General features: G+C 66.3%; 16 protein-coding genes. 9 read left to right on the forward strand and 7 right to left on the reverse strand.

The features are described from left to right. The first annotated feature begins 14 nt into the window (after positions 1-14). Complete coding sequence (locus NA10_RS14170; protein ID WP_067568215.1) at positions 15-1,025, forward strand: quinone oxidoreductase family protein; 1,011 nt, start codon at positions 15-17, stop codon at positions 1,023-1,025. Between the two features lie 42 nt (positions 1,026-1,067). After that, positions 1,068-1,859: a crotonase/enoyl-CoA hydratase family protein gene (locus tag NA10_RS14175; protein ID WP_067568217.1), complete on the forward strand. Its 792-nt coding sequence runs from the start codon at positions 1,068-1,070 to the stop codon at positions 1,857-1,859. Positions 1,860-1,914: 55 nt separating this feature from the next. Here the strand turns inward: NA10_RS14175 and NA10_RS14180 are convergent, their stop codons facing one another. Then, positions 1,915-2,844 (reverse strand): zinc-binding dehydrogenase, encoded by a 930-nt coding sequence (locus tag NA10_RS14180; protein ID WP_067568218.1) that lies wholly within the window; start codon positions 2,842-2,844, stop codon positions 1,915-1,917. Between the two features lie 129 nt (positions 2,845-2,973). Here NA10_RS14180 and NA10_RS14185 point away from each other — a divergent pair, with 129 nt between their 5' ends. Further along, positions 2,974-3,624 carry a TetR/AcrR family transcriptional regulator gene (locus NA10_RS14185; protein WP_067568220.1) on the forward strand — a complete coding sequence of 217 codons (651 nt, stop codon included), beginning with the start codon at positions 2,974-2,976 and terminating at the stop codon, positions 3,622-3,624. Positions 3,625-3,889: 265 nt separating this feature from the next. Here NA10_RS14185 and NA10_RS14190 read toward each other — a convergent pair whose 3' ends face one another. The 4 genes from NA10_RS14190 to NA10_RS14205 all read right to left on the reverse strand — a co-directional run bounded on the left by NA10_RS14190 (position 3,890) and on the right by NA10_RS14205 (position 8,490). Further along, positions 3,890-4,306 carry a hypothetical protein gene (locus NA10_RS14190; RefSeq protein WP_067568222.1) on the reverse strand — a complete coding sequence of 139 codons (417 nt, stop codon included), beginning with the start codon at positions 4,304-4,306 and terminating at the stop codon, positions 3,890-3,892. A gap of 301 nt (positions 4,307-4,607) precedes the next feature. Further along, entirely contained in the window at positions 4,608-5,900 is a 1,293-nt protein-coding gene (locus NA10_RS14195; RefSeq protein ID WP_067568224.1) for a family 1 glycosylhydrolase, read from the reverse strand. Positions 5,901-6,019: 119 nt separating this feature from the next. Beyond that, complete coding sequence (locus NA10_RS14200) at positions 6,020-7,171, reverse strand: serine hydrolase domain-containing protein (protein ID WP_067568226.1); 1,152 nt, start codon at positions 7,169-7,171, stop codon at positions 6,020-6,022. An 80-nt stretch (positions 7,172-7,251) separates the two neighbouring features. Continuing rightward, on the reverse strand, positions 7,252-8,490 hold the full coding sequence (locus NA10_RS14205) for a DUF2786 domain-containing protein (protein ID WP_245677201.1): 1,239 nt from the start codon (positions 8,488-8,490) through the stop codon (positions 7,252-7,254). 258 nt (positions 8,491-8,748) lie between these two features. Between NA10_RS14205 and NA10_RS14210 the strand changes: the two genes are divergently transcribed. Then, positions 8,749-9,636 carry a ketopantoate reductase family protein gene (locus tag NA10_RS14210; RefSeq protein WP_067568228.1) on the forward strand — a complete coding sequence of 296 codons (888 nt, stop codon included), beginning with the start codon at positions 8,749-8,751 and terminating at the stop codon, positions 9,634-9,636. Positions 9,637-9,777: 141 nt separating this feature from the next. Here NA10_RS14210 and NA10_RS14215 read toward each other — a convergent pair whose 3' ends face one another. After that, positions 9,778-10,059 (reverse strand): MarR family transcriptional regulator, encoded by a 282-nt coding sequence (locus NA10_RS14215; protein WP_157556504.1) that lies wholly within the window; start codon positions 10,057-10,059, stop codon positions 9,778-9,780. Between the two features lie 262 nt (positions 10,060-10,321). On the opposite strand from NA10_RS14215, the gene NA10_RS14220 reads away from it, so the two are divergent. Further along, positions 10,322-10,543, forward strand: coding sequence for a heavy-metal-associated domain-containing protein (locus tag NA10_RS14220; protein ID WP_067568359.1), 222 nt, complete (start codon positions 10,322-10,324; stop codon positions 10,541-10,543). 56 nt (positions 10,544-10,599) lie between these two features. After that, positions 10,600-11,874 carry an MFS transporter gene (locus NA10_RS14225; protein WP_084514645.1) on the forward strand — a complete coding sequence of 425 codons (1,275 nt, stop codon included), beginning with the start codon at positions 10,600-10,602 and terminating at the stop codon, positions 11,872-11,874. Between the two features lie 3 nt (positions 11,875-11,877). Here NA10_RS14225 and NA10_RS14230 read toward each other — a convergent pair whose 3' ends face one another. Continuing rightward, complete coding sequence (locus tag NA10_RS14230; protein ID WP_067568360.1) at positions 11,878-12,720, reverse strand: SGNH/GDSL hydrolase family protein; 843 nt, start codon at positions 12,718-12,720, stop codon at positions 11,878-11,880. Positions 12,721-12,922: 202 nt separating this feature from the next. Between NA10_RS14230 and NA10_RS14235 the strand changes: the two genes are divergently transcribed. From NA10_RS14235 to NA10_RS14245, 3 genes are read left to right on the forward strand one after another with little or no spacing between them, the layout of a single operon-like run. Next, complete coding sequence (locus tag NA10_RS14235) at positions 12,923-14,287, forward strand: glutamine synthetase family protein (protein WP_067568232.1); 1,365 nt, start codon at positions 12,923-12,925, stop codon at positions 14,285-14,287. A gap of 49 nt (positions 14,288-14,336) precedes the next feature. Beyond that, positions 14,337-15,071: a gamma-glutamyl-gamma-aminobutyrate hydrolase family protein gene (locus NA10_RS14240; protein ID WP_067568361.1), complete on the forward strand. Its 735-nt coding sequence runs from the start codon at positions 14,337-14,339 to the stop codon at positions 15,069-15,071. Further along, positions 15,068-16,432, forward strand: coding sequence for an aldehyde dehydrogenase family protein (locus tag NA10_RS14245; RefSeq protein WP_067568234.1), 1,365 nt, complete (start codon positions 15,068-15,070; stop codon positions 16,430-16,432). Before NA10_RS14240 ends, NA10_RS14245 begins: the two co-directional genes overlap by 4 nt. Positions 16,433-16,436: the final 4 nt, after the last annotated feature.

Here is a 16,436-nt window from a genome sequence, read left to right on the forward strand (position 1 = left end):
CGATAGGCCCCCTCATGCGCGGAGTCCGGTTCCACTCCTTCGGCGGACCAGAGGTGTTGCAAGTCGACACCCTGCCCGAACCGCAACCACACGGCGACCAGGTATTGATTCGAATCAACCGTGCGGGTGTCAGCCCGCTCGACGACAAGGTCCGGACCGGGGTGCTGCCCGCCTCGATGCACAAACCACTCCCCCTTGTTCCCGGCGCCAGCGCGGTGGGCAGCGTCGTACACCCCGGCGCCTCCGATCTGCGCGCCGGGGCACGAGTCCTGTTGTGCGCGTGGGGTTATGGAACAAAGACCGATGGCACCTGGAGGGAATTCGCGGCCGTCCCCGCCACGCATCTGGTGCCGATACCGGACGGGGTCACCGACGATCAGGCCGCGGGCCTGGTGGCCGGCGCCGGGTATCTCACTGCCTGGCTGGCGCTCACCGAGGTTGCCGACCTGCGGCCGGGTCAGGTGGTACTCGCCCCCGGCAGGTACGGCGCGGTGGCAGCGGCAGCGACCCAGGTCGCACCACTGCTCGGCGCTGCCCGACTGATCTCGACCGTCCGCGGCGCGGCTCGCCTCGATGAGATTCCGCCCATCGAGCAACATTCGATCATCGACCTCGATGCCGAGGACCTGAGTACCGGCGTGCGGCGACTGACCGACGGAGCCGGAGTCGACATCGTCTTGGATAGCTTGGGCGGGGACCTCACCGGACAAGCGCTGCGCACCCTGCGCCCGGGCGGCATCCAGGTCGCCATCGGCTACACCGCGGGCACCACGGCGACCATCGAGGTCACGGACCTCATCTGGAAAACCGCGCAGTTGAGAGGGTTTCTCTTCACCGCCTTCTCGCAAGAGAAGCTCGCCGCCACCTACCGCACCCTGCTCGGTCACCTCGCCACCGGCGCGCTCGACCCCGGTGTCGACCGGATCTACCCACTGGGACAAGCCGCCGAGGCGCAACGGCGCGTTGTCGAGGATCGCCCGCTCGGCAGGGTGTTCCTCGATCCAGGCGCCGACAGCCCGCACTGAGTGCCACAACCATTCACCGCACCATCCGCCCCAGGAGCTGCAATGAACTTCGAAACCGACTACGGCACAGTCACACTCGAACGCGACGAGCACATTCTGTTGATCGGGCTCAACCGCCCGCACAAACGCAACGCGTTCAACCGGGCCATGCTGCACGACCTCTCTCGCGCCTACGCTCTGCTCGAATCCGACGTCGAGCTACGCTGCGGCGTGCTATTCGCTCACGGCGAGCACTTCACCGCCGGTCTCGACCTCGCCGACGTCGCACCCTTGATCGCCGACGGCTCCGACTTCTACCCGCCCGACGGCCGCGACCCGTGGCGCCTCGACGGCGACTGGACGACACCGGTCGTCGCCGCCGCACACGGACGTGTGCTGACCCTCGGCATCGAATTGCTGCTGGCCGCCGACATCCGCGTCGCCACCCGCGACGCCCGATTCAGCCAACTCGAGGTCCGCCGCGGCATCTACCCATTCGGCGGTGCGACCCTGAGGTTTCCGCGCGAAACCGGGTGGGGCAACGCCATGCGCTGGATGCTTACCGGCGACGAATTCGATGCGGCCGAAGCGCACCGCATCGGCTTGATCCAGGACCTCGTCGACGCCGACCCGCTGCACCGAGCCCGCGAGATAGCCCACACCATCGCCGAGAGCGCTGCCCCCCTCGGCGTCCGGGCCATCCTCGCCTCCGCACATCTCACTCGCGACGAGGGCGACCAGGCCGCGATCGACAAACTCGCACCGACTGTCGCGCACCTGTTCACCACTGCCGACGGCCACGAAGGGATGCGATCGTTCCTCGAACGCCGCGACGCCCAATTCACGGGCCGATAGGCGGCACAAGGGCTCCGCCCCAGTCAGTGGCGTTTTACCTGGTGCGCACCCGCGCTCAGGACAGCTCCAGCACCGCCTTGCCATGCAGTCGGCGTGAGAGCAGTGCCTCGGCCGCTTCACCGAACCGGGTCCACTCACCACGCCAGGCGATGTTCGGGTCCAAGGTGCCGCTGGCGACTTGCTCGGCCAGCCAGCTCAGATCCGGGCCGAGGCCGGCACAGGCCAGCAGGAAGAATGTCGTGATCGACCGGTCGTGGCGCCCCCGGTCACCGAAGAACGCTCCGAACGGGAACGTCTCGGCCACGCCGGCGGCATGGCCGACAGCCACGATCGTTCCGCCTTCGGACAAGCGCTGGTAGGCATCGACGAGCTGGGGGCCACCCACCAGATCGATCACACCATCAACGGGTTCGCGCAGTTCGGTGGGACCGGTGATGACCTCGGCGGCGCCGAGGTCACGCAGGCCCCGAGCATGGGTATCCGGGTCGCCGGTCGAGGCGATGACGTGCGCACCGCCGAGGCGGGCAAGTTGGACCGCGTAGCGGCCGGTGCCACCGGTCGCCCCGGTGATCAACACTCGCCGCCCCAGAATGGGTCCGAGCCGGTGCAGCGAGCGCAGGGCGCTCGCGCCCGCGACTGGAACGGTGCTGATTGCGCCCGGGTCCGCGCCGGGCGGGATCGTGCCGATTCGATCGGTGTCGACCGCGCGCAGTTCCGCCCAGGCTCCGGTCCAGCCGAGAGTAACTACCGGCGTGCCCACCGCGGGGCCGGAGCCGTCGGCGGCCGCTCGTTCCACGATCCCCGCCGCATCCCAGCCCAGCACCGAACCCTCAGGAGCGTCGGCGAGCATGAACCGAACCTCTCCATCGTTGAGCGAAGTCGCGGTGACACGAACCACCGCCTGCTGTGGTGTCGGCTCCGGATCTGCCACCTCCGCGATCCGCAAGCTGGACGGTACGGAACGGTCGACTACCAATGCGCGCATGTCGAAACGCCTTTCGGAGGGATGCTGTGCGCCGAACGGACGCCGGCGCAAGCCGCAATATGCCACCGAGGGGCAAAAGGTGTCAATGCGCAGTAGCCATTAAGAGGCTAAAGCCGCTATGTTGGGGTTATGCCCGATACCGCGATCGAACGACTGCCGCTGCGGGAACGTAAGAAACAGCGCACTCGGCAGGCGCTGATCGACACAGCGCTCGAGCTGTTCGACGCCCATGGGTTCGACAACGTCACCCTGGAGCAGCTCTGCGACACCGTCGACGTCTCCAAACGCACCTTCTTCCGCAATTTCACCAGCAAGGAAGACGTCGCCATGGCACCGCTGCGCGAGCTGTGGGCCGCCTTCCTGACCGACATGGCCGATCGCGCCCCCGGTACCGGCTCGCTCCATCAAGCACTGCAGGACAGCCTGCTCACGGCGCTGGATCGAATGCCCCCGCAAGCCTGGGCCGAGCGTGCCGCACGCAGCCACCGCCTCGCACAGTGCACACCCTCCATGGGCGCGAACAACCTCCAGTTCTGCGCCCGAACTGTGCGCGACGCCCTGGATGTCCTGCAGGAGCGTTTCGACATCGACCCTCGCGCCGATTACCGCCCCCGCCTGGCCCTCGACATCGTTGTCGCCTCATTCCACTGCGCACTCGATGAGTGGAGCGCCGGCTCCGAGACACGCGACATCGCTACCCTCACCCGGCATGTGCGCCGCGCATTCGATAGTGTGCCCGCGGCCCTCACCCTGACTCCAGCGCCACGAGCAGCGAACTGACACAAAGGCATCCGCCCGTCCCTGTCCGCTGCCTTGGGATTCCACACCTCGGGCTGCAGACCGGAGCGAAGTGCTGGCCGTCGGGGCAGAAGAGGAACAGCGTGCAGCCGGTAGTGGTCGAAGGCAGGTGCCACGATCGAGCCGGGGCGTGCAGAACGTCCCGGCGGGGTATTCGCGTGCGCCATCGTTGAAGGTGCTCGCGAGCACGTAGCCCTCCTCCGGGCCGGGCTCGTGGACATCGCGATGCGGCCAGGACGTGCTCTTCCTAGTCCCAGTAGTTGAAGAGAGCTTCGCCGAGAGTCCGTGGTTTCCAATAGTTGATATCGGCTCGATCGATTTCAGGCCAGGCTCCGGCGTCGAACGGGCCATCGAGATCGGCCGCGGTGAGCACGGAGAATCCCGAGTGTTCGGCCAGGGCAGCCACCAGTTCAGGAGCATCGACGAAGGTCAGCGGGCCGGACTCGTGCACCTCGTCTGGAGAGGTTGGTGTCCGTGGTTCCGAGACTGCGAGCATCGCTGTATCGCGTGACAGGACCACCGCGACATGGCGGTCGCCATAGGTGATGACCCCTTGGTGGAAGTTCGGTGTCACGCCGGTGGCCAAACGGAACTCGATCACGCTGCCGCCTGCGCTGCGGGCGACGGCGTGGCATGCCTGGCGGAATGCGCGGAGTTCGATCACAGAGGTGAAGGTATCTCCATCCGCTGATGAAGGCATGGAGCAATATTGCCGCCGTTGGTAGTTCATCTGATGGCGAATCGGTCGGGGGGCCTTTGTTCGGACGTGCCGCGGGCGATCACCCATCCCCGCGCTGTTCCGAGCGGCCCCTGGCATTCAAGTGCTGAGACAGCATTGACCTGTCCCTCTGAAGTGCCTCGATATCGGAGTGTAAAGACGGCTGGGTGGTGCGCGGAACTGCGCGGTCGGCGATCTGTTACAGCCGATGCGGTGGCGAAGGTGATCGTAAGGTTCGGGCGGGGGCTCAGCGGACCGGATTGAGGCAGCTCGACGGGAGATCCTGGATGGAGCACACGGCCGGGGCCCTGGTCGGGATGTAGTTGGCTGGGACTCCGCCCATCGCGGTGATGTCGTGATAGGCGGGGACCGCGGGTGTGGGGCGGCGGGCGAGGGATGGATCGGTGGTCACGTCGACGGTGTAGAGGCCGAAACGCGGTGCGTAGCTGCCCCATTCGTAGTTGTCGGTGATGCTCCAGTAGTTGTAGCCGATGACATTCATGCCGTCGGCTTTGGCGCGTTGGATCCAATAGACGGTATCGCGCAGATCGTCCGCGCGGGTTATTCCGTCGGTGGTGGGTGAGCCATTGTCGGTGGGCATACCGTTCTCGACGATATAGAGCGGCCGACCCGGGAATTTCTGGGCGTACCGGCGCAGTACGTAGTAGATGCCGTCGGGTTCGATGATCAGGCTGGAAGGTTGATTGGTCAGCAGCGCGGCCAGATTCGGTGGTTTGGACAGCGATCCGCCGTAGTAGTAGTCGATTCCGACATAGTCCAATTTATCGGCGATGCGATCGACGAACGAGGCGTCGGATTGCGCCGCGCCGATGGACGAGTACGCGATATTGCTGGTGACCAGGGCATTGGCCTGGCGGGCGTGGATATGGTCGTAGATCGCCCGGTGCGCGGCGACCATTCGATCGATCATCGTCGTCACATCGAGTGCGCCGATTCCGCCGATCTGCTGTTCCTTCGACACATACGCGAGCGGTTCATTGAAGGTGACCCACAGTGGATCCGAACCGGCGTACCGATCCACCACCGCGCGGGCATTGGTGAGCCAGTCATCGACCATGCCGGGACTGCGCCAACCGCCGCGATCGACCTCCCAGCCGGGGAATACCCAGTGGTCGAGGGTGATCATCGGCCGCATGCCCGCGGCGCGGATGCGCGCGATCACCGCGTCATAGAAGGAGAAATCCCATTCGCCCGGATTTGGTTGTACGCGAGCCCATTCCACGCTGATTCGATAGACGCCTACGCCGAGGTCGGCGGCGTTCTGGATATCCTCACCGTAGCGGTGCAGGAAATCCACCGAATCACGGTAGTTCTCGGCTCGACCGGAGGCGGCGTAGCGACTCCAATTGCTGTCGGGTGCGGAGCCTTCGCTCTGGAATCCCGAACTCGATACGCCCCAAAGGAAATTGCCGCCGACAGCGGGTAACCCGGGATCGGCGGTGGCCCGCCCGGGTGTGATGGCCGCACAGACGGCGGCCAGAACAATGCATGCCAGCGCGAACGGTGCACGTTGTCCCATCGGATCGAGAGTACCTCCCGGAGAACCGGTTTCGGGGCGGTCCGATCAGATCGGATGCGCGCGACACGCGCTGCGGTCCGTCTATGTGCGCAAATGCTCTTGTGCGACACGCTCGATTGCTATTGGCAGATCGCCGTGTCGAACACGTGTTGCACGGCCGCGGTGGCGGCGGGATCCACCGGGCGCAGATTCGCCAGGACGGTGACCGCCCGGCCGTCGGCGGTCACTCCGTCATAGGTTCGGAAGCCGGGGATGGAGCCGCCGTGACCCCAGACCTCTTTACCGCAGGGGACGGTGAGCCGGGCCAGTCCCAGGGCGTACTCGATTCCGTTGCGATTGGTGAGCGGTTTCGGATCGCGGCGCATTTCGGCCAATTGCGCGGGCTGGAGCAGTTTTTCGAAGAGAAGTGCGGTGAAGAAGCGGTTCAGGTCGTGGCCGTTCGAGATCAGAGCGCCGGCGGAGCTCGCCCAGGAGGGGTCGAATCGGGTGAAGTCCATGGGCTTTCCGTCGACCACTTCATAGCCGAGCGGATGCGGATCCCGAATATCGATGTCACCGGGGGCGGGGATATAGGTCGATGTCAGGCCGAGGGGCTGGATCACCCTGCTGTTCACTTCCTCCGCGAACGGATGACCGGTCACCCGTTCCACCAGCATGCCGACGATCAGATAGTTGGTATTGCTGTATTCGGCCTTCTCGCCCGGCGGGAAATGCGCGGGTCCGCTGCCGAGCGCGGCGCTCACCAGATCCGCGGAGTCGAAATGCTGGGTGCGCATGGTGTCGTAATCGCCGTCGAGTTGCGGCAATTCGAGGTATTCGGGTAGTCCGCTGGTGTGCTGCATGAGGTTTCGCACGGTGATGCGATTTCCGTCGACGCCTTCGCCCTTGACCACTCTGGGGAGATATCGCTCGATGGGTGCGTCGAGGTCCACTTCTCCTTCGCCGACCAATTGCATCATCACGGTGGCCACGAACGCCTTGGTATTGCTGCCCGCCCGGACCTCGGCATTGTCGGGAAAGGGCGTCTCGGCCTCGATGCTCCCGACACCCGCGCCGGCGGTCCAGGTCCGGCCGTGTTCGGTGACGACCACCTGCACCCCGGGGGTTCCGGCCGCGACCGCCGCGTCCAGGGCACGCTGTACCTCGGCTCGGGCGGTATCGGAAAGCGGTTGCGGTGCAGCCGAATCCGCTCCGGAGCTGCATGCGGTGAGCGCGCAAGCCAGCGCCACCGCGCCTACGATGATGCGCCGGGCCCTCGGCTTCGAAGTCATACCCGCAGACTCACACGGACCGGCGGCCGCCCGCATCGCCCCCAGGTCCCACCCGTACCCCGAGAATTCCCCGACGACCCCTAACTCTCGAGGCCGCGGCGGGAGTCGAGGCGGGCGCGGTCGGCGGCGGCGCGTCCGGCGTCCCAGCCTTCGGCGCTGCGAATGGTGATGCCGCGGCTGCGCGATTGCGGGAAGAGGGTGTCGAAGGCGTTGTCGACCGCCAATTGATGGGAGGCCAGGACCGGCAGCAGCCGTTCCGGAGCGGTGGATTGCGCGATGGTTGCCGCGGTCGCCGCGGCGAGGCGTTCGCCGATGCGGGTGGCGTAGGCGACCAGGAAGGCTTTTCGGAAGGTGCGGGCGTCGGTACCCGACTCGGGGATATCGATGGCGATCATTGCCCGGGTCGCCTGGACCAGCAGGGATGTGGAGAGCAGTCCCACCGCGTCCAGGTCGGATTCATCGCCGACAATGGTCACGAATCCCCACTCCGCGAGAAATATGGCGCGGCTGCGATTGGCATTGGCGACCGCGTCGATCAGCAGTGCTTTGGCATCGGTATACGGGGTATCGAGCCAGATTCGGCGCGCGCCGGGCAAATCCACGACCGAGGTGTCGGTGTCGACCGATACGCGATCGAGTGCGTATTTGGTCATCAATTCCTGTGCCTTGGCCGAAAGCGCTTCGGCCTCTTCGGGGAAGGACGTCGATTCGGCCTTGGCGAGCAGGCCGCGGACGCGTCCGAGGACCTTCTCGTCGACGTGATGCGCTACCGATTGCGGGCGGGCAGCACCCGGCAGTGGACGGATCAATTCCAACTTGGGCAGCAGAAGCAGCAGTGCCAGCGCCTCTACAACGGTGGTCAAGGCTTCTTCGCTGGTCAGCATATGTTTCGTCGCCCATTGGGACAACTGCGAGGCCGAGTCCGACCACCAGACTTCCGCGCCCAATTCGCCGAGTTGTGCCCGCCAGGTTTCGTCGATGGTGTCGGGGGCGAATGGCCGGACGTAGGCGGCAATGACATCGGTCAGGAATTCGAGCACGAAAGTATCGCCCCGGCGCTGCGCGGCACTCGCGATATCCGAGGGCATCCAGCCATTGCGGAATACGCTCGCGATGACGTGCTGACCTGCGAGATGGGTGCCGTGCTCCACCTCGGCCGGCGGCATTCCGGCGAACAGCGCACCGAATCGTTTGGCGACGACCGCGTCTCCCCGCGCGGACTTGCTTCGAGTTCCGCTTCGCGCCGATTGCAGGGCGGCTGCCACGATCGCATTGCCGAGTTCGGCCGCAGTGGGTTCTCGGTCCTCCGAAATACCCACTGCCGCCCAGAATTCGGCATCAGTCTGCCGCGCTCGCTGCTTGGCCGCGCGATGCTTCCGATTCGGTTCAGCCTGACCACAGACGGTCGAATCGCGAATACCTGTCACCGGTCGACCCTATTTCACCTCGAATCCGGCAGAGTTGCCGGGCTGGATTGTCATGCGCTCGGAGGCAGGTTCCGGTGCGGCGCGGTTCGGCTGCCATACTCGGTGCAGGCGGCCACCTTTCCAGGGGTCGACCGATGAAAGGAACTCGCTGTGGCGAATAACGCACTGACCGTTGCGATTTTGGGGCCGGGTGGCGTGGGCGGATTGCTCGCGGCATTGCTGGCGCGGACCGGGCACCGGGTGATCTGCCTGGCCGGGCCGGAGACCGTGGAAACCTTGCGCACCAAGGGAATACAGGTACGCAGTAGGCAGTTCGGCGATTTCACGGCTCGGGTCGAGGCGGAGACCGAACTGCGCGAACCGGTGGACGCCTGCTTCGTCGCGGTGAAGCACACCGCGCTCGACGCGGCACTCGACCGCGTCCCGCCCACAGTCCTCGGCGACGGCCTGGTGATCCCGCTGCTGAACGGCGTCGAACACCCCGCGCTGCTGCGCGCCCGCTATCGTCCGGATCGGGTCTCCCCCGGCATAATTCGCGTCGAATCCACCCGCGTGGGCCCCGGCGTCATCGAACATGCCAGCCCGTTCATCGAAATCGACCTGACCAGCGGCCTCGTGCCCGAGGCGCAGCTGAAGCCGCTGGTAGACGCACTCGCCGAAGCCGGTACCACGACCCGCGTACTCGACGACGAGGCCGCCGCCCTCTGGTCGAAACTGGCCTTCCTGGCCCCCTTCGCTCTGCTGACCACCCGTTACGCGGTCCCCCTTGGCATCATCCGAACCGACCACGCCGACGAACTCTCCGCCCTGGTCGCGGAGACGGTAGCGGTGGCCCGCACATTCGGCGCGCTCACCGACCCGGCCCAGATCATGTCCCGCTACAACGCTTTCCCACCGGAGTCCAAGTCTTCGATGCAGCGTGACGCCGAGGCGGGCCGCTCCTTGGAGCTGGACGCCATCGGCGGTGCACTACTGCGCGCCGCCGCCCAGCGAAAAGTCCCGGTTCCGGTGGCGACTCGCCTGGTCGAAGAGTTGTAAACCCACCCCTGACGGTGTGACTCTCGTCTGGCCGGCGTCAGTCCCCAGGCGGACAGTGCGGATCCCGGAGACGCGATCGGTGCGGGGATGGTGTCGATCGCAGCGAAGTCAGGCCGGGGCGGCGTGAATCCCCGGCGGTGTTCACCAACTACGGCGCGGCCCTTTGGTCACCCATGCCATCCGCCCACGCGGGGTGATCTGCCGCTGCCCGGGCCGCGCCACACCTCCGATCAAGCCACGCCGTTCGAGCCGGGCCACCGCCGCTCGAACGGCGCGGCCGGTCAGACCGGTACGGCGCCGCACTTCGTCGATCGTCAGCGGGTCACCCGCCGCGAGTACGCCCGGAACGGCGTATTCGGCCGCCATCACTCCCGGCGTCACGCGTACCTCACCGCCCGCCGCGTGTGAAACCCGCTGCCGCACCGAAGAATCCACGTCGCGAAAGCGCCCGACCGCTGAACCCGTCGAACACCATCGATGCTCCTGCCATATGTGGTTGGACAGGCATTTGCTCGAGCGATTTTGCGGGTAACCGCTCCGATACCAGGCGATCGCACATTCACGACAAGCGAATCCCAGGGTGATCTGAAATACATTGATACCCCTAGGGGGTATGGGCATATAGTCGGACGCGGCGGAGGTTCCGCTTCGACGGGGAAGCCCGTGGGACACAAGGAGGATGGCCATGAGCAACAGCATCGAGATCAGCGACTACACGGTTACGGGTGTGACGTGTGCCGGTTGCGCCGGGAAGGTTCAAGCGGCTGTCGGGAAGCTTTCCGGGGTTGATGCCGTTCAGATCGAGCTCGCCACCGGGCGGATGAGTGTTATCGGGGCGGGCTCGGGGGATGGCGCTTTGATCAAGTCCACCGTCGAGAACCTCGGCTACGGGGTAGCCGAAGGATGAATTCGTGTCCGCGTCACCGGGATTCGCTCGGTGACGCGGATCGGAAGGAATGTCCGATGTTCACCTCGCTACTGCGGCACCGGGATTACCTGCGGCTGTTCACCGCTCAGGTGTCGGCGCTGTTCGGGACCGGATTGACCACCGTCGCACTGGGATTGCTCGCCTACGACCTCGCGGGGGCGGAGGCCGCCGCCGTGCTGGGGACGGCGCTCACCATCAAGATGCTGGTCTATGTGACGGTCGCGCCGGTCGTGGCCGCCTATGCGGATCGGCTCCCGCGCAGGCTTTTCCTGGTCTCGCTCAATGTGATTCGCGGCAGCGTGGTGCTGGCACTGCCGTTCATCGGGGCGATCTGGCAGATCTACGTGCTGATCGCGGTACTGCAAACCGCCTCCGCGGCATTCACTCCCACCTACCAGGCGGTCATCCCGGACATCCTGCCCGATGAGCACGAGTACACCCGCGCACTGTCCGCCGCCCAGCTCGCGGCGACGATGGAGACCCTGCTGAGCCCCATGCTGGCCGCCGCCGCACTCCTGGTGATCAGCTTCCACTGGCTGTTCGTCGGCACCGCAATCGGATTCGTGTTCTCCGCCGCCCTGGTCCTGGCCACTCGCATTCCGAATGCGGGTGCGACCGCCCGCGGCAGCTTCCGCGATCGGATCACCGTCGGCATGCGGATCTTCGCCGCGACCCCTCGTCTGCGCGGCCTGCTCGGCCTGAATCTCGTTGTCGCGGCGGCCGGTTCGGTCATCATGGTCAATACCGTGAACTATGTGCGCGATACCCTCGGCGGCACTCAGACAGGCGTGGCAATGCTGCTGGCGGCCAATGGATTCGGCACCATGCTCGTGGCCCTGACACTCCCCCGCGTGCTGGATCGCGGCGATGCCCGCCCGGTCATGCTGACCGGCGCGGCCACGCTTCTCACCGGGCTCGCCGCCGCCATCGCGCTCTCCACCGCCGATTCCGGCGCATGGCGTTGGGCCGCGGCACCGCTGGTGTGGGCGATCGTGGGGGCGGGCACCGCCGCCATTCTGACCCCGACCGGGCAGCTGCTACGCCGTTCGGCCGAGCCCGCCGACCGCCCGGCCCTCTTCGCCGCCCAGTTCTCGCTCTCACACCTGGCGTGGTTGCTCACCTATCCGATCGCCGGATGGCTGACCACCGCAACCGGATTCACCATCACCTGGGTGACCCTGGCGATCATCGCGGCCGCGGGCGTCACCGCGGCGGTGCGCCTGTGGCCCCGCGACGACGCCGAGATCATCGACGCCGCAGACCGTTTCGGGACCACCCGGGGCACACCGCGCTCCACCGCGGCCGCGTGAGGCTCAGCTGCCGAAGCTACCGGTGGGAATCCCGCCACCCCCATTGCCGAGCGCACCGAGCACCTGAATCGACATCGCTTCCTGCCCGAAGTGATTCGGGTGCACGGTGCGCCCGTCGCTACCCGGCTCCACCCGTACACCGTTGATCCAGCGCAGGGCGGGATCCTGGCAGATGTCATGCCCGGTGGTGGCGGCCTGGGTGTCGACATAGCCGACCCGGTCACCGGTATGGGACTTCAGCATGCTGTTGAGCCCCGCGACCACCGTGTCGCGCGCCCACGCCAGATCAGCCGGATCGAACGGTTGCGTTGCCGCACAGCTGGATTCATTGTCCGGAACGATCTTCGGATACCCGACCAGCAGTACCCGCGCCTTGGGCGCCCGCGAGCGAATGGCATCGACCAGCGCCCCCACATTGGCGGACGTCTTCGCCAGGCGATCGGCCATATCGGTGTACCGGTTCCGGCACCCCGCCCCATTGGACCCCGGAATGACCACGCAGCTGCGCACGATATCGCTGAAACCGATGTCATTGCCGCCGATGCCGAGCGTCACCACCGCCGTGGTCGCCGTAATCGAAGACAGCTGGTTCGCACTGACATCCGAGGTCTTCGCACCGCCGCAGGTGACATCGGTGAGGGTGTAACCCCGCTGTCCGGCCACCAGATGCGCGTAATTGTGATCGGACCGATCACACCCTTGATCGATGATGGTCGGAATCCCGACCCCCGCCGCATACGAATCACCCAGCGCCACATACTGTTCCCCCGCCGCATTCGCGGGCGCGACGCCGACTGTCGCCGCCGCGGTGACCGCCAGTACCGGCAAGCAGTGCTTCAACTTCACGAACGACTCCTCATCCTCTGAACCCGCCCAGCAATCGGGCATCGTGGTCAGGATCACATTCGCGACCCGAACGGCGCAAGGGTTGTGAAAAGTCATCTTTTATGATCGTCCGGACGACACACGCTGATCTCCTCGCGGATTCGGGCACGGTGAGCCATCGCGTCGCTTAGCGTGAGGCAGTTGATGTCGAGAGGGGTCACTGATGCGAGCCGGGATGCTGAGTGTTGCGGAGCTGGTGAGGCAGGTCGAGGCGGGGGTGATCGATACCGTACTGGTGGCCATGACCGATATGCAGGGGCGATTGCAGGGGAAGCGTTGTTCCGCACGATATTTCGTGGAGGAGGTGCTCGATCACGCTACCGAGGCGTGCGATTATCTGCTGGCGGTGGATGTGGATATGAGCACCGTGGACGGGTATGCCATGTCCTCGTGGGAGACTGGGTACGGGGATTTCGTGCTGCGGCCGGATCTGTCGACGTTGCGGTTGGTGCCGTGGTGGCCGGGGACCGCGCTGGCGCTCTGCGATGTGGAGCAGGCGGATTCGGGTGGGCAGCCGGTCGCGCCGTCGCCGCGGCAGATATTGCGGGCGCAGCTGGATCGGCTGGCCGAGCACGGGTTGCGGGCCTATGTCGGGACCGAGCTCGAATTCCTGGTCTTCGACGACAGTTACGAGGCGGCGTTCCGGGACGGGTATCGGGAGCTGACGCCCGCCAATCAATACAATGTGGACTACTCGATGCTGGGCACCTCCCGGATCGAACCGCTGCTGCGGCGCATTCGCAATGAAATGTCCGGGGCCGGAATGTATGTCGAATCCGCCAAGGGCGAATGCAATCCCGGACAGCATGAGATCGCCTTCAAATACGATGAGGCGCTGATCACCTGCGACAACCACAGCATCTACAAGACCGGGGCCAAGGAGATCGCCGCGCAGGAGGGGCGCAGCATCACCTTCATGGCTAAATACAATGAGCGTGAGGGGAATTCGTGTCACATTCACCTCAGTCTGCGCAATATGGAGGGGCAGCCGGTCTTCGCAGGTGAGGACGCCGACGGCGGATCGGCGCTCATGCGGCACTTCCTGGCGGGGCAGTTGGACTGCCTGCCGGAGTTCACCTATCTGCTCGCACCGAATATCAACTCCTACAAGCGCTTTCAGGCGGGCAGTTTCGCACCGACGGCGGTGGCGTGGGGCCGGGACAATCGCACCTGTGCGCTACGCGTGGTCGGGCACGGCCCCTCACTGCGGTTCGAGAATCGGGTACCGGGCGGGGATGTGAATCCCTATCTCGCCGTGGCGGCCACCATCGCGGCCGGATTGCACGGGCTCGAACAGCAACTGCCGCTGGAGCCGGAGTTCCACGGCAATGCCTACCGGTCGCAGCGACCGCGGGTTCCGCATACGCTGCGGGATGCGGCGCACCTGTTCGGTGAGAGCAAGGTCGCGCGGCGGGCGTTCGGTGAGGAAGTGGTGCGGCACTACCGGAATGCGGCCCAGGTCGAACTCGACGCCTTCGACGCCGCGGTGACCGATTGGGAGCGGGTGCGTGGTTTCGAACGACTCTGAGGGGCCGCGCGCGCACGCTGTGGGACCGCCGCACCGGGATTCGGCGGAAATGGGAGCCGGGGGAACCAAGCGGCCACTGATCGGGCTGCCGACCTACGCCGAGCGGACGCGGTTCGGACATTGGGAGGTGGACAGCGCGGTGCTGTCGCGCACCTATATCGATATGGTCGTGCGCGCGGGCGGTATCCCGGTCCTGTTGCCCCCCATCGGAACTCCGCGTCCGGAGCTGCTGGAGCGGTTGGACGGCCTGGCGCTGACCGGCGGGGCCGATATCGATCCGGCGCGCTACGCCGCCGAGGCGGATCCGGCGACCCGCGGGCTCCGCCCGGACCGGGACGAATCCGAATTCGGCTTGTTCGAACTGGCCCGGGCCGCGGATATGCCGGTGCTGGCCATCTGCCGCGGTCTGCAACTGGTGAATGTCGCCCTCGGCGGCACCCTGGTGCAACACCTGCCGGATGTGCTCGGGCACACCGATCATGCCCGGACCCCGGGCGTCTTCGGGGTCACCACGGTACGCACCGTGCCCGGCAGCCGGGTGGCCGCGATAGCCGGACCCGAGGTGAGGGTGCACTGCCATCACCACCAGGCGATCGAGGTGCTCGCCCCGGGCCTCACCGCCACCGCGCACGCCCCGGACGGCACCATCGAGGCCGCGGAGTCGACCGGCGGGCCGTTCCTGGTCGGCGTGCAATGGCATCCGGAGGAGAACTCCACCGATGACCGTCTCATGCGGGCATTGGTCGAACAGGCGACAATCCATGGAAGGGAGCGCACTCGGTGACAATGACCCAGGTCGTCAACCCCGCGACCGAAAAGGTCGAGGCCACAGTCGAATTGGCGGATGCGGCGGCAACGGACGCAGCCATCGATCGCGCCCGGCGGGCACTGCCGGGCTGGCGCGCGATGGCACCCGGCGACCGGGCGCGGCTGCTGCGCCGATTCGCCGAGGCCGTCGACGCCGATCTGGAGCATCTCGCCCAGCTCGAGGTGCGCAATGCGGGCCACACCATCGGCAATGCCCGCTGGGAGGCGGGCAATGTGCGCGATGTGCTGCACTACAGCGCCGGACTGCCGGAACGCCTGCTGGGCCATCAGATTCCGGTGGCGGGCGGGGTGGACATCACCTTCCACGAACCGCTCGGCGTCGTGGGAATCATTGTGCCGTGGAACTTTCCGATGCCGATCGCGGCATGGGGCTTCGGCCCGGCGCTGGCGGCGGGCAATACCGTGGTGCTCAAACCGGCGGAGCTGACCCCGCTGACGGCCATCCGCCTCGGCGAGCTGGCATTACAGGCGGGGTTGCCGGAGCACGTCTTTCAGGTGATTCCGGGCAAGGGTTCGGTGGTGGGCGCGCGCTTCGTCACCCATCCGGCGGTGCGCAAAGTGGTGTTCACCGGCTCCACCGAGGTGGGGCGCGGCATCATGGCCGGATGCGCCGACCAGGTCAAGCGGGTCACCCTCGAATTGGGCGGTAAGAGCGCCAATATCATCTTCGCCGACTCCGATCTGGCCAAGGCCGCCGCCACCGCGCCCTACGGCGTCTTCGACAATGCCGGGCAGGACTGCTGCGCACGCTCGCGAATTCTGGTGCAGCGCAGTGTTTTCGACAAGTTCCTGGAGTTGCTGGAACCGGCCGTGCAGGGCGTGCGGGTGGGCGATCCCGCCGATGAGGCCACCGAGATGGGTCCGCTCATCTCGGCCGCGCACCGTGAGCGGGTCGCCGGATTCCTGGAGCCCTCGACCAAGGTGGCCTTCACCGGGACCCGCATCGACGGACCCGGATTCTGGTTCCCGCCAACGGTGGTGCTGCCGTCGGGACCGCAGGATCGCATCCTCACCGAGGAGGTCTTCGGCCCGGTGGTGGCGGTGCTCCCCTTCGACGACGAGGCGGACGCGCTGCGCATTGCCAATGACTCCGAGTACGGTCTGTCGGGCTCGATCTGGACCTCCGATGTCGGCCGGGCGCTGCGCGTCGCGCGCGGGGTCGAGGCCGGGAATCTGTCGGTGAATTCGCACTCCTCCGTGCGGTATTGGACGCCGTTCGGCGGTTTCAAACAATCCGGTCTGGGTCGTGAGCTCGGACCGGACGCGGCCCGCGCCTTCACCGAGACCAAGAACGTCTTCATCGCCACCGACAATTAAGGAG

The sequence above is a fragment of the Nocardia acidivorans NBRC 108247 genome (assembly GCF_001625085.1).
Lineage (GTDB): Bacteria > Actinomycetota > Actinomycetes > Mycobacteriales > Mycobacteriaceae > Nocardia > Nocardia acidivorans.

Excerpts from the sequence above, each read along its gene's own strand:
- NA10_RS14170 (WP_067568215.1), top strand. The coding sequence starts at position 15 with ATGCGCGGAGTCCGGTTCCACTCCTTCGGCGGACCAGAGGTGTTGCAA.
- NA10_RS14175 (WP_067568217.1), top strand. The coding sequence starts at position 1,068 with ATGAACTTCGAAACCGACTACGGCACAGTCACACTCGAACGCGACGAG.
- NA10_RS14180 (WP_067568218.1), bottom strand. The coding sequence starts at position 2,844 with ATGCGCGCATTGGTAGTCGACCGTTCCGTACCGTCCAGCTTGCGGATC.
- NA10_RS14185 (WP_067568220.1), top strand. The coding sequence starts at position 2,974 with ATGCCCGATACCGCGATCGAACGACTGCCGCTGCGGGAACGTAAGAAA.
- NA10_RS14195 (WP_067568224.1), bottom strand. The coding sequence starts at position 5,900 with ATGGGACAACGTGCACCGTTCGCGCTGGCATGCATTGTTCTGGCCGCC.
- NA10_RS14200 (WP_067568226.1), bottom strand. The coding sequence starts at position 7,171 with ATGACTTCGAAGCCGAGGGCCCGGCGCATCATCGTAGGCGCGGTGGCG.
- NA10_RS14220 (WP_067568359.1), top strand. The coding sequence starts at position 10,322 with ATGAGCAACAGCATCGAGATCAGCGACTACACGGTTACGGGTGTGACG.
- NA10_RS14225 (WP_084514645.1), top strand. The coding sequence starts at position 10,600 with ATGTTCACCTCGCTACTGCGGCACCGGGATTACCTGCGGCTGTTCACC.
- NA10_RS14235 (WP_067568232.1), top strand. The coding sequence starts at position 12,923 with ATGCGAGCCGGGATGCTGAGTGTTGCGGAGCTGGTGAGGCAGGTCGAG.
- NA10_RS14240 (WP_067568361.1), top strand. The coding sequence starts at position 14,337 with ATGGGAGCCGGGGGAACCAAGCGGCCACTGATCGGGCTGCCGACCTAC.